The 12940-nt window shown below is 40.1% G+C and carries 11 protein-coding genes and 1 pseudogene; 9 read left to right on the top strand and 3 right to left on the bottom strand.

The features are described from left to right. The 9 genes from ACT8YW_RS14390 to ACT8YW_RS14430 form a co-directional block, all read left to right on the top strand. Positions 1–2235 (top strand): NADP-dependent malic enzyme (locus tag ACT8YW_RS14390; protein WP_444105745.1); only part of this gene is annotated, 2235 nt, incomplete at its 5' end. Continuing rightward, positions 2232–2408 (top strand): hypothetical protein, encoded by a 177-nt coding sequence (locus ACT8YW_RS14395; RefSeq protein WP_444105747.1) that lies wholly within the window; start codon positions 2232–2234, stop codon positions 2406–2408. The genes ACT8YW_RS14390 and ACT8YW_RS14395, both read left to right, overlap by 4 nt. Before the next feature lie 247 nt (positions 2409–2655). Further along, entirely contained in the window at positions 2656–3990 is a 1335-nt protein-coding gene (locus tag ACT8YW_RS14400) for an NADP-specific glutamate dehydrogenase (protein WP_122136959.1), read from the top strand. A gap of 258 nt (positions 3991–4248) precedes the next feature. Next, positions 4249–5709, top strand: coding sequence for a catalase (locus ACT8YW_RS14405; RefSeq protein WP_008641219.1), 1461 nt, complete (start codon positions 4249–4251; stop codon positions 5707–5709). Between the two features lie 161 nt (positions 5710–5870). Then, entirely contained in the window at positions 5871–6089 is a 219-nt protein-coding gene (locus ACT8YW_RS14410) for a helix-turn-helix transcriptional regulator (RefSeq protein ID WP_444105750.1), read from the top strand. Beyond that, complete coding sequence (locus tag ACT8YW_RS14415) at positions 6086–6412, top strand: HipA N-terminal domain-containing protein (RefSeq protein WP_008024708.1); 327 nt, start codon at positions 6086–6088, stop codon at positions 6410–6412. Before ACT8YW_RS14410 ends, ACT8YW_RS14415 begins: the two co-directional genes overlap by 4 nt. Positions 6413–6414: 2 nt before the next feature. Beyond that, positions 6415–7350, top strand: coding sequence for a HipA domain-containing protein (locus tag ACT8YW_RS14420; protein ID WP_008024710.1), 936 nt, complete (start codon positions 6415–6417; stop codon positions 7348–7350). A gap of 173 nt (positions 7351–7523) precedes the next feature. Next, positions 7524–8654: a PCMD domain-containing protein gene (locus tag ACT8YW_RS14425; RefSeq protein ID WP_413553236.1), complete on the top strand. Its 1131-nt coding sequence runs from the start codon at positions 7524–7526 to the stop codon at positions 8652–8654. 13 nt (positions 8655–8667) lie between these two features. After that, positions 8668–9450, top strand: coding sequence for a porin family protein (locus tag ACT8YW_RS14430; RefSeq protein ID WP_444105752.1), 783 nt, complete (start codon positions 8668–8670; stop codon positions 9448–9450). A 134-nt stretch (positions 9451–9584) separates the two neighbouring features. On the opposite strand, the gene ACT8YW_RS14435 is transcribed toward ACT8YW_RS14430, so the two are convergent. The 3 genes and pseudogenes from ACT8YW_RS14435 to ACT8YW_RS14445 all read right to left on the bottom strand — a co-directional run. Beyond that, positions 9585–9872: a hypothetical protein gene (locus tag ACT8YW_RS14435; RefSeq protein ID WP_444105754.1), complete on the bottom strand. Its 288-nt coding sequence runs from the start codon at positions 9870–9872 to the stop codon at positions 9585–9587. A 444-nt stretch (positions 9873–10316) separates the two neighbouring features. Next, positions 10317–11876: a PCMD domain-containing protein gene (locus ACT8YW_RS14440; protein WP_444105756.1), complete on the bottom strand. Its 1560-nt coding sequence runs from the start codon at positions 11874–11876 to the stop codon at positions 10317–10319. 320 nt (positions 11877–12196) lie between these two features. After that, a pseudogene (locus tag ACT8YW_RS14445) lies at positions 12197–12940 on the bottom strand (PEP/pyruvate-binding domain-containing protein); the annotation flags it as partial.

A 12940-nucleotide genomic window follows, 5' to 3' on the forward strand; every position in this document is an offset into this window, starting at 1 on the left:
AAGATTGAGGTAGTGCCTACCAAACCTTATAGTACACAAACCGACTTATCACTCGCATATTCTCCCGGTGTAGCAGAACCTTGTCTCGAAATTGAGAAGAATCCGCAGGATGCGTATAAATATACGGCTAAAGGTAATCTGGTAGCCGTTATTTCCAACGGTACAGCCGTACTCGGACTGGGTGATATCGGTGCATTGAGCGGTAAACCTGTAATGGAAGGTAAAGGTCTGCTTTTCAAAATTTATGCGGGTATCGACGTTTTCGACATCGAAGTGGATGAAAAAGATCCGGAGAAATTCATTGCCGCAGTAAAGGCTATTGCTCCTACTTTCGGAGGTATCAATCTGGAAGACATCAAAGCTCCCGAATGTTTTGAAATCGAACGTCGCCTGAAAGAAGAACTGGATATTCCTGTCATGCACGACGACCAGCACGGTACTGCTATTATCTCCAGTGCCGGTTTGGTGAATGCCCTGCAAGTGGCCGGAAAGAAAATCGAAGATGTAAAAATCGTTGTGAACGGTGCAGGTGCATCTGCCGTATCTTGTACTAAATTGTATGTGTCACTGGGTGCACGTCTCGAAAACATCGTCATGCTGGATAGTAAAGGTGTTATCAACAAAGCACGCACGGATCTGAACGAACAAAAAAGATATTTTGCAACCGACCGCACGGATATTCACACGCTGGAAGAAGCAATCAAAGGTGCAGATGTATTCCTCGGCCTGTCGAAAGGAAACGTGTTAAGCCAAGATATGGTGCGCAGCATGGCTCCGATGCCGATCGTGTTCGCATTGGCTAACCCGACACCGGAAATCTCTTACGAAGATGCCATGGCAGCACGTCCTGACGTACTGATGGCTACCGGACGTTCCGACTATCCGAACCAGATTAATAATGTAATCGGTTTCCCATATATCTTCCGCGGTGCTTTGGACACTCAAGCTAAAGCAATCAACGAAGAAATGAAGATTGCGGCCGTACACGCCATTGCCAACCTGGCAAAACAACCGGTACCTGATGTAGTCAACGCAGCCTACCACGTAAACAACCTTTCTTTCGGTGCGGAATACTTTATCCCGAAACCGGTAGATCCACGCCTCATCACCGAAGTTTCCTGCGCAGTGGCAAAAGCTGCTATGGAAAGCGGAGTGGCTCGCACAGAAATCAAAGACTGGGACGCTTACTGTGTTCACCTGCGAGAACTGATGGGTTACGAATCCAAACTGACCCGCCAACTGTATGATACTGCCCGCCGCTCACCGCAACGTGTTGTATTTGCCGAAGGTATCCACCCGAATATGCTGAAAGCTGCCGTTGAAGCAAAAGCCGAAGGTATCTGTCATCCTATCTTATTAGGAAACGACGAAGCTATCGGAAAACTGGCAGAAGAAATGGATCTTAGCCTGGAAGGAATTGAAATCGTGAATCTCCGCCACCCGAACGAATCAGACCGTCGCGAACGTTACTCCCGCATCCTTGCAGAAAAACGTGCACGCGAAGGATTTACCTACGAAGAAGCCAACGACAAAATGTTCGAACGCAACTACTTCGGTATGATGATGGTAGAAACAGGAGATGCAGACGCATTCATCACCGGACTTTATACAAGATATAGCAATACGATCAAAGTGGCAAAAGAAGTGATCGGCATCCAACCGGGCTTCAAACACTTCGGTACCATGCATATCCTGAACTCCAAGAAAGGTACTTACTTCCTGGCAGACACATTGATTAACCGCCACCCCGATACGGAAACATTGATTGATATCGCCAAACTGTCCGATAAAACAGTTCGTTTCTTCAATCACACACCGGTTATCTCTATGTTGTCATACTCTAACTTCGGCGCTGACACCGCAGGTAGCCCAGTGAAAGTACACGAAGCAGTTGCCCACATGCAGGACGAATATCCGGAATTGGCTATCGACGGCGAAATGCAGGTAAATTTTGCCATGAACCGCGAATTGCGTGATACCAAATATCCGTTTACCCGCCTGAAAGGTAAAGACGTAAATACATTGATTTTCCCGAATCTAAGTTCAGCAAACGCCGGTTACAAACTGTTGCAGGCAATGGACCCGGATACAGAATTCATCGGCCCTATCCAGATGGGATTGAACAAACCTATCCACTTCACCGATTTCGAAAGTTCTGTCCGTGACATTGTGAATATCACAGCCGTAGCCGTGATCGACGCCATTGTTGACAAAAAGAAAAGAGGAGTGAAATGAAACGCCCGTTATCCAAATCACAAATAGTTTGCATCAGCCTGCTTTGGTTGGCGCTTTGCTATTTAGTTCTGACAAAAGCCGAACGAATTGACGGGATGACGGTAGTAATGCTTGTCATTTCGGCAGCATTAGTATTTATTCCTGTTTATAAGTCGATCAAAAAGAACAAATAAATATCTTTTTTCCTATTTTTAATGCGATAAAATATCAAATTTGATGTTTTATCGCATTTTTCTTTATAAAATGTTTGCCAGTTCAATTTTTATCTTTACTTTTGCAACCGGAAATAAAAATCCGATGTACCCATATACAAGTGTGCAAATTGCTATACGGCAGAAAAGCACATAGTCGAGCGGCACATGAGCAAATTGTCAAATTAGCACATTATTTTTATATCAACCAATTAAAGAAAAAAAGATTATGAATGCAGCAAAGGTATTAGACGATCTGAAAAGAAGATTTCCCAATGAACCGGAGTATCATCAAGCAGTAGAAGAAGTACTTTCTACTATTGAAGAAGAATACAACAAACACCCGGAGTTTGATAAAGTAAACTTGATCGAACGTTTGTGTATTCCTGATAGAGTATATCAGTTCCGCGTGACTTGGATGGATGATAAAGGTAATATTCAGACCAACATGGGTTACCGTGTTCAGCACAACAACGCGATCGGTCCTTACAAAGGTGGTATCCGTTTCCATGCATCTGTAAACCTTTCTATCTTGAAGTTCCTTGCCTTTGAACAAACATTCAAAAACTCACTAACTACGCTGCCGATGGGTGGTGGTAAAGGTGGTTCCGACTTCTCTCCTCGTGGAAAGTCAAATGCCGAAGTAATGCGCTTCGTACAAGCATTCATGCTGGAACTGTGGCGTCACATCGGTCCTGAAACTGACGTTCCTGCCGGTGACATCGGTGTTGGTGGCCGTGAAGTAGGTTTCATGTTCGGTATGTATAAAAAACTGGCTCATGAATTTACCGGAACATTCACAGGTAAAGGCCGCGAATTCGGTGGTTCACTGATTCGTCCGGAAGCTACCGGTTATGGTAACATCTACTTCCTGATGGAAATGCTGAAGAAACAAGGCACTGACCTGAAAGGTAAAGTTTGTCTGGTTTCCGGTTCTGGTAACGTTGCTCAATATACAATCGAAAAAGTAATCGAACTGGGTGGTAAAGTAGTTACTTGCTCTGACTCTGACGGTTATATCTACGATCCGGATGGTATCGACCGCGAAAAACTGGACTACATCATGGAACTGAAGAATCTGTACCGTGGTCGTATCCGTGAATACGCAGAAAAATATGGTTGCAAATATGTAGAAGGAGCTAAACCTTGGGGTGAAAAATGTGACATTGCTCTTCCTTCTGCAACTCAAAATGAATTGAATGGCGACCACGCTCGTCAACTGGTAGCAAACGGCTGTATCGCCGTATCTGAAGGAGCTAACATGCCTTCTACTCCGGAAGCTATCAAAGTGTTCCAGGATGCTAAGATCCTTTACGCTCCGGGTAAAGCTGCTAATGCTGGTGGTGTGTCAGTATCAGGTCTTGAAATGACTCAAAACTCTATCAAATTGAGCTGGAGCGCTGAAGAAGTAGACGAAAAGCTGAAGAGCATCATGAAGAATATCCACGAAGCTTGCGTTCAGTACGGTACAGAAGCCGACGGATACGTAAACTATGTGAAGGGTGCTAACGTAGCCGGATTCATGAAGGTTGCTAAAGCAATGATGGCACAAGGTATCGTATAATCAGCGAAAGATATATAAGCTATAGTTTATTTAAAGGCTCCCGCCTTCCGAAAGGAAGTGCGGGAGTTTTTTTTATGTAGCAAAAAAATAACAGGCAGTACGCACACAATTCATAGTTATTATCTATCTTTAGATAGAAATTATCTGTTTGACAAATGAGCAAAAGAAGCCTATCTTTGTTATATATTATAAACCCCGGATGAAAGAATAAAAAGGAAATAGTCTGCTTATACTTGTATCCGACTAAAGAATCTATTTATGGAAAAGAAAAAACTTACTGCTGCGAACGGTCGCCCTATCGCCGACAATCAGAACTCGCAAACCGCAGGTCAACGCGGACCTGTCATGCTACAAGACCCCTGGCTTATTGAAAAACTTGCCCATTTTGATCGTGAAGTGATTCCGGAAAGACGTATGCACGCTAAAGGTTCAGGAGCTTACGGCACGTTTACCGTTACTCATGACATTACAAAGTACACCCGTGCCGCCATTTTTAGTAAAGTCGGAAAGCAAACAGAATGTTTTGTCCGTTTCTCCACCGTAGCCGGAGAACGTGGAGCAGCTGATGCAGAACGTGACATTCGTGGTTTCGCCATGAAATTTTATACGGAAGAGGGTAACTGGGATTTGGTTGGTAACAACACTCCTGTATTTTTCTTACGTGATCCGCTTAAATTTCCGGATCTGAACCATGCCATCAAACGAGATCCGAAAACAAATATGCGTAGCCCGAACAGTAACTGGGACTTCTGGACGCTTTTACCGGAAGCATTACATCAGGTGACTATCACTATGAGTCCGCGTGGTATTCCTTATTCATATCGCCACATGCACGGATTCGGTAGTCATACTTATAGTTTTATCAATGCAGAAAATCAACGTATCTGGGTTAAGTTCCATCTGCGCACCTTGCAGGGCATCAAGAATCTGACTGACCAGGAAGCGGAAGCAATTGTTGCCAAAGACCGTGAATCTCATCAACGTGATCTTTTCGAGAGCATCGAAAAGGGCGATTATCCGAAATGGTTATTCCAGATTCAGTTAATGACGGAAGAGGAAGCGGACAACTATCGCATCAACCCGTTTGACTTGACTAAAGTATGGCCGCACAAAGATTTCCCTCTGCAAGATGTCGGTATCCTTGAACTAAACCGCAACCCGGAAAACTATTTCGCCGAAGTGGAACAGGCTGCTTTCAATCCGATGAATATAGTAGATGGTATCGGCCTGTCTCCCGACAAAATGTTGCAAGGACGTTTGTTCTCGTACGGTGACGCACAACGTTATCGTCTTGGAGTGAATGCAGAACAAATCCCGGTCAACAAACCTCGTTGTCCTTTCCACGCCTATCATCGTGACGGTGCTATGCGCGTAGACGGAAACTACGGTGACACTAAAGGTTATGAGCCAAACAGTTACGGCGAATGGCAGGATTCTCCTACTATGAAAGAACCGCCTCTGAAAGTTACCGGTGAAGTTTACAACTACAACGAACGGGAATATGATGACGACTATTATAGCCAACCGGGTGACTTATTCCGACTGATGCCAGCTGAAGAACAACAATTATTGTTCGAAAATACAGCTCGTGCTATGGGAGACGCTGAACTATTTATCAAACAACGTCATGTACGCAACTGCTACAAAGCTGATCCCGCATACGGAACAGGAGTTGCCAAGGCATTGGGAATTGATTTGCAAGAGGCTTTGAAAGAGTAATCTGCTATCACTTTCCTCTACTGGTACTCCTTCTTCCTGAAGAAAGAGCACCAGTTTTTTATACCCTATAAGGTATAATCCATAAATCCACAACCAGATTTATACCCTAAAGGGTGTAAATATGAGAAATTACATTATCTTTGTACCCAAAAGGGTATAATATGAACGATAAATCATTATCAGAATACGTCAAGCAAATGCGTAAAGAACATAACTTGACCCAAGTAGAACTCTCCGAAAAATCAGGAGTTGGGTTGCGCTTTGTGCGCGAACTTGAGCAGGGAAAACAAACTTTGCGTCTTGATAAAGTAAATCAAGTGCTTAGTCTCTTTGGAATGGAAGTGGGGGTTGTACCAATAAGTAAACTCAACAAGCTATGAGACAAGCACACATATACAACCAAGACCAGTTGGCAGGACTGCTTACAGAAGATGAAAATGGTTACACCTTTCAATATGATGCAGCCTACATTAAATCCAGCGATGCTGAACCTGTCAGCCTCACGCTTCCAATCTCTGAAAAGCCATATACAAGTCTAATATTATTCCCATTCTTTGACGGTCTCATTCCCGAAGGCTGGCTCTTGGATATTGCCGAGAAAAGTTGGAAGATAAATCGTCGTGACCGCATGTCGTTACTACTTGCCTGTTGTAAAGATTGCATCGGTGCAGTTAGTGTGATTCCCATCTTAAATAAAGAATAATGATGAACAGATGCCTATATTGTTATCAGGAACTTGGCGAGGGAGAAACTGATTTTCACCCTCAATGTGGAAAGAAAATATTTGGGAGCAAAACTGTTCCTCTCCTACCTTATACAAAAGCGGATATTAAGCAACTTGCCGAACAAGTCATACGTTCACAAACCACACTTACAGGAGTGCAAGCTAAATTGTCTCTCGATATATCATCGTCCCCTAACCAACCACAACGCTTTACTATCGTAGGTTTATGGGGGCGTTATATTCTCAAACCGCAAACGGAACAATTTAAATACATGCCTGAAGTTGAGGATTTAACAATGCATCTTGCCGAATTAGCTAAAGTAAACGTTGTTCCTCATTCACTGATTCGTTTTGCTGACGGTGAATTAGCTTATATCACTAAACGCATAGATAGAACCTCGAAGGGTGAAAAGCTGCCAATGGAAGATATGTGTCAGCTCTCGGAGCGTCTCACAGAATATAAATATAAGGGTTCTTATGAAAAGATAGCAAAAATAATTATGCAATATTCCTCTGTACCTAAACTTGACGTAATAAACTTCTGGGAACAAGTCGTTTTCTCATGGTTGACCGGCAACGCGGATATGCATCTGAAAAACTTTTCACTTTATAGTCAGCGTAAAGGCTATTATTCGCTGACTCCGGGATATGACATGCTCTCTACGGCACTCCTCATGCCGGAGGACACCGAAGAATTGGCTTTGACACTAAACGGTAAAAGACGCAAAATCAAGCGTTCTGATTTTGAAGTTGCAATGAATGGTTGTAGCTTGGAGGAAAAGATCATAGACAATCTATTTTCTAAATTCATAAAGGTTACCGACAAGTGGCTGGAGTTCATAGATATTTCTTTCTTGCCCCAAGAAATGAAACAACAGTACAAGCTGATTATAACAAGGAAGTTAGATTTGTTATAAAAACAGTGCAGGGATGTAAAAAGGAATAATTCATTTATAACATCAATTTTAAAAAGGCACTAATTTTATTGAATTACTTAAGTGATGAAGTGCTGCATTTCAAAAAAGAAACTTAACTTTGCAACCAAGTTTTATAGAAGATACTAAATTAGTAAACTAAAAAGGAAAATCAAATGAAAATTAAGACTTTAATAGCCTATTTCATCTTTACATGTGCAATATCCTCCTGCATACAGGATGAAGCATTAAATTCAGAAGCAGCCATTGATGTTTGTTCAGGCGATGATGTGCAACTGGCAAATATCGATGCAGATTCTAAAGTAATCAATGTATATGTAAATAAAGGAGCCGACCTTTCCAAACAGAAATTAAAATTTACACTTCCCCAAGGAGCTACAATTAAAGTAAATACTCCAATAGCAGGCGATACTGAATCTACCTATGATTTCAGCGAAGAACCGCACTCCCGTAAATTCACCGTTACATCAGAAGACGGTCAATGGCAGCCTGTTTATACCGTAAATGTGATTTTAGCGGAATTACCTACCCTTTTCAGTTTTGAAGAATTACTGACAACCTCCAGTGAATACGATACATTTTACGAATTTACACCAGCAACCTCGCAAGAAATATCTAAAGTACTACAATGGTCAAGCGGTAATCCTGGTTTTAAATTAACAGGTATGGCTAATTCTAGAATAGATTACCCAACAGTACAAGTTACAAATGGTTTTAAAGGTAAGGCTGTAAAGCTAGAAACTCGTAACACTGGAGATTTTGGTGCAATGGTAAAAATGTATATTGCTGCTGGGAATTTATTTATCGGAACATTCGAAGTAGAAAATGCACTGACAAATCCTAGAAAAGCAACGAACTTTGGTTTTCAATTTTATAAACATCCCATAGCACTCAAAGGACATTATAAATTTAAAGCTGGGGAAGTTTATTCTGTAGAAGGACAGCCACAAACCGGAAAAAGGGATAAATGTGATATTTATGCTGTTATGTATGAGGCAGAGAATAATTCTATCATGCTCAATGGTGATGACGTATTCAACTCTGATAAATTAGTATTATTAGCACGAATAAAACCTGAAGATATCATTGAATCAGAAGATGAATGGAATGAGTTTACTTTATATTTCGAATCAGTAAAAGGACGAGAAATTGACGATACGAAACTACAAAACGGTAAATATAAATTAGGTATTGTACTATCATCCAGCGTAGATGGCGCCTATTTTAGAGGGGCTGTTGGTAGCACTCTATACGTTGATGAGCTAGAACTTATTTGTAAAGAATAAAAAAACTAACACAATGAAAAAATATCAATCAATCAATATCATAGTTGTGCTGCTATTTGTAAGCATATTCACAGCTCAAGCACAGGAAGAAAGAAACCAAGGTATCATCTGGTCTTATTTACATGGATGGGAATATGGAATAAAAGCCGGTTTCAATATTGGTGGAACTTCACCATTACCTCTACCAAAAGAAATCCGTAAAATTGATAGTTATGCACCAGGAATCGCAATTTCAATTGAAGGTAATGCGACAAAGTGGTTCGATCCCAAATGGGGGATGACTGTAGGAGTGCGACTTGAAAATAAGAATATGACCACCGAAGCTACCGTAAAAAATTACGGTATGAAAATTATCAACACCAATGGTGGAGAATTACAAGGATTATGGACAGGAGGAGTAAAGACCAAAGTTAAAAATTCATATCTGACAATTCCGGTGGTTGCTAACTATAAGATAAGCAAGCGTTGGAAATTGTCTGCAGGTCCATACATATCATACCTCATCGAAGGGGGATTCTCCGGACATGTATACGACGGCCATTTACGTACCCCAGACCAAACTGGTTCACGAGTTGTTTTCTCTGGGGAAAGCATAGCTACCTATGATTTCTCCGAAAATCTCCGAAAAATTCAATGGGGACTACAACTAGGCGGTGAATGGAGAGCATTTAAACATCTAAATGTATACGCTGACTTAACGTGGGGGCTGAATGATATTTTCAAAAAAGATTTTGATACAATCTCATTTGCCATGTATCCTATTTATTTGAACGTGGGATTTGGATATGCATTTTAGTATATTGTTTTATACTAAACGATCCAGAATATTGTGTCAATAGAAAACTACGGGAATTCTTTTCTCGTAGTTTTTTATTTATGTATGGGCTAAATCAATAAATACAGGGTAGTATCGTAAGCGTCTCCGCGTTTCTATACCACCAAAAAGCGGGTATCTCTCATCAATAAAATAGCCAAATAAGGTTCAAACAGACGTAAGATGGCTTGTTTTTGTTGCAATGAATCTATATAAATCCGGCTTGTATGGCTTAATAATCCCACTTTGATAGCGGTAAGTTTATAGCTCACATCTGTGTGACGAACAGCCTGCATACGTGAGCTGTACGGTTTACAGATGCGGGCTGTACAGCCTACATACGTGGGATACAAAAAGTTTACCGTTTCCAATGGATTATTTAGCTGCCAAATACAGGTTATCATCCTATAAAATGGATATTATTGTGGCTTCATATGGATGTTTCCCCCTAATACTACACTAAAACGGATGCAGTATGTATGGGTATGATAGATATCCGTTTTTTACGACAAAAGTATGATAGATACCTATTTGAAAAATCATCTATCATACTTACTACACTGATAACTAACTCAATACAAAAAAGAATGATAGCATGATAGATATTTTTTCACTATGTAGTATTTGCTGAGTTCAAATTCATTGAAACTTTATATCCCGATGTTACTCTATAGTGAACGAATCCATTTCCATATCGTATATTGAATGACATTTGGGGTGTGATTGCCATAACTACAAACAATAATTCCCCTCACTACAAAAAAATCCCTTCACTCATTTATTCTTCAGATGATAATAAGAATAAGAGTGAAGGGAAATAAAACTAAATTATATTTATTCTATATCTACTATTTTTCGGCTACAACTTTCACATTGTCCACTATCAAAGTACTTCCAGGAGCTCCACTAAATTCATCCCCTTTTTTACTAGAAGAAAATACAATAGCAAATCGATACTTTTTAGTAGGATCATAATCCTTCTTATAATTCAAAGTAAGGGTAACATCTTTATAATCTTCTTGGACACCACTAGAGAATGTTGCCATTGCTATAACCTGATCCGTATTAGTATATAAATTTGCACCGGTCAATCGTTTATCATAAGCTTTATTATTAGCATCATCAGGATCCACCGTCTCCCAATATGGCACTTCATAAATAACAGCAGTTGCACTACATTCATCAGTTGTATTAGGATCCTCAACAACGGTTTCAGCTTTTACCGGATCAGGGCATGTATAATACACTGAACCCGGAGTATATTTATAAGAGAATTGTACAGAAATAGGTTTAGAATAATATGGATTACCAAACTTAGTACTATTCAATGTATTCTGAATATCAGTTTCAAATGTCCCTAAAAATAAAGAACCAGAAGTCACTTTAGGAATAGCTGGTATTTTAATAAAACCCAAATCAGCCCCTGCTTGTCCTTTAGTATCCAATGTTATCAATTTCACTCCAACAGCACCATCTTTAGCATCCTCACTTTTAACAACGGGATAGTCACCATTATATACCTTAGGATAAACAGACTTTATAAACCACACACCTGTGTTAGAAGTAGCCCATCCCCCATCCGGTTCTTCAAAAGCTCCATCATTTAAAGACTTCCAGGTCTCAAAAGAATAGTAGTCAGAAGATCCAGCTATAAAAACTGAATATTTTTTAGTTGTACCATCTTCAGCAGTGACAGTATATTCCACCTTTTTGCCATTCGAGAAATCCTGCGCAACACCTGAAGCTGGAGTTATTTTAGCTTTCGATGATACCACAATAGTAGGAATCATTCCAGACAAATCGTCATCAACAGCAGCATCGCTAACCTTAAAAGTTACTATTCCTTCCTCTTCATTAATAATAGGCTGTTCTGTTACAATATCATCGTCCAAAATAAAACTTGTTATTTTAGCCTCCGAACTTTCACTACCTGTCAATTTACGACCAACAAAAGTAGCCTTTACATTTTGATTTAAAGGAGCACCAACCTTTACACCTATTTCAATATTAATATTGCTACCTTTCACAGTACCTGAAATACTAACAGGGCAATTACCAAGTGGCTGTACCAAATCTAGATTCTGTTGACCTTCAAAAGCATAACCACCATCTATAGCTTTCACAGTGCAAGGATCAACTTCAATATCACCAACATTTACCAAAAAAGTAAAATTCTTCAATGATAATGCAATTTGGTTAGTTCCCTTATTAGACTGTGAAATTGTGATTTTTTGATTTTCGGTAGTTCCCATTTGATTACCATCCACATTCACAGACAGATTACCAACATAGCCTCCAGCCAATTCTGTATCTATCGGATATTTCACTTCATCGTCATCACCACTACAACTCATGAATATGCTAACAGAACAAACAAGCATAAACAAGTACAATAAACTCTTCTTCATAATTCTCATAATTAATTAATAATCTATTTGATCACAAAAACGAGTACAAAGTAACAACTTTATAATAATTTACACAAGGTCAATTCTTTGTATTTTATGTTCTATTTTTAAGATTATAAGACCATATTTCCTGTCTATATAGACTTTTTAAGGTTAATATTCACACTATACGGTACGCTACGGAAGATTTAAGTCATATTTTAATTTAGTTAAAAAGACCAACGGTCAGAAAAAAGAATCTTATCAACTCCAACACATAAAAAAACGATCCTCCTAGTACTTCCAAAATTTGTTTCACATTAAATTATTGCGAGTTCCACTTAAAAAGGCATCAACACTACTCCCAGCTTCTTCTTTCCATCCATCTTGACCACCATCGGTTTCTCAAAGCGGACATGACGAAGATATTTCGTTTCCTCCACTGCCGGTTGCGCATTGAGGAAATCCTGATTATAAACCCCATCATTCATAAAGGCGTTGATAGTGAAATATCCTACCCCAAAAGAAGTCAGATTCTGGAAAAAGTGTGTCCCTTGACTTGGATCTACCCGATAATTGGTCAGTCCGGCTTCCACAATCACACGGGCAGCCGAAATATGCGGCCACTTCACAGGGATACCGAGCCAAGTATCGCTGCTTCCCCAACGTCCCGGACCGACAAGCACATAATTCTTTCCTTCATTCAAGAATTGTTGGTTAATCTTTTCTATCTCCCAAGCAATTGTCTGATTGTTGGAGGCACTATAATTATCGGTCTTTACATAGACCACATCATAAATATCATTCATGATACCGTGTCCCAACGAATTATATGAGCGGAGAATCACATCTTCATCCGGTATCTCGTTCAAATCCTCGTCCAGCATTTCTTTACTGTCTACGATAGGACGTATTTGTAACAGATAGAAAGTTCCGGATTTATCATGTTCACGACTCATCGTAGCCGCAAATTCAATTTCAACCGGACGGCGCATCTCCTGTTCACCATATTTCAAGACTAATTGCAGAATACGAGCCAACGGGAATACATCATGTTGCAGGATATTGGCAAAAGTAATCACCTT

Source organism: Bacteroides sp. (genome assembly GCF_052357945.1).
Taxonomy (GTDB): Bacteria; Bacteroidota; Bacteroidia; order Bacteroidales; family Bacteroidaceae; genus Bacteroides.

Excerpts from the sequence above, each read along its gene's own strand:
- ACT8YW_RS14405 (WP_008641219.1), top strand. The coding sequence starts at position 4,249 with ATGGAAAAGAAAAAACTTACTGCTGCGAACGGTCGCCCTATCGCCGAC.
- ACT8YW_RS14425 (WP_413553236.1), top strand. The coding sequence starts at position 7,524 with ATGAAAATTAAGACTTTAATAGCCTATTTCATCTTTACATGTGCAATA.
- ACT8YW_RS14430 (WP_444105752.1), top strand. The coding sequence starts at position 8,668 with ATGAAAAAATATCAATCAATCAATATCATAGTTGTGCTGCTATTTGTA.
- ACT8YW_RS14415 (WP_008024708.1), top strand. The coding sequence starts at position 6,086 with ATGAGACAAGCACACATATACAACCAAGACCAGTTGGCAGGACTGCTT.
- ACT8YW_RS14435 (WP_444105754.1), bottom strand. The coding sequence starts at position 9,872 with ATGATAACCTGTATTTGGCAGCTAAATAATCCATTGGAAACGGTAAAC.
- ACT8YW_RS14400 (WP_122136959.1), top strand. The coding sequence starts at position 2,656 with ATGAATGCAGCAAAGGTATTAGACGATCTGAAAAGAAGATTTCCCAAT.
- ACT8YW_RS14440 (WP_444105756.1), bottom strand. The coding sequence starts at position 11,876 with ATGAAGAAGAGTTTATTGTACTTGTTTATGCTTGTTTGTTCTGTTAGC.
- ACT8YW_RS14420 (WP_008024710.1), top strand. The coding sequence starts at position 6,415 with ATGAACAGATGCCTATATTGTTATCAGGAACTTGGCGAGGGAGAAACT.
- ACT8YW_RS14410 (WP_444105750.1), top strand. The coding sequence starts at position 5,871 with ATGAACGATAAATCATTATCAGAATACGTCAAGCAAATGCGTAAAGAA.
- ACT8YW_RS14395 (WP_444105747.1), top strand. The coding sequence starts at position 2,232 with ATGAAACGCCCGTTATCCAAATCACAAATAGTTTGCATCAGCCTGCTT.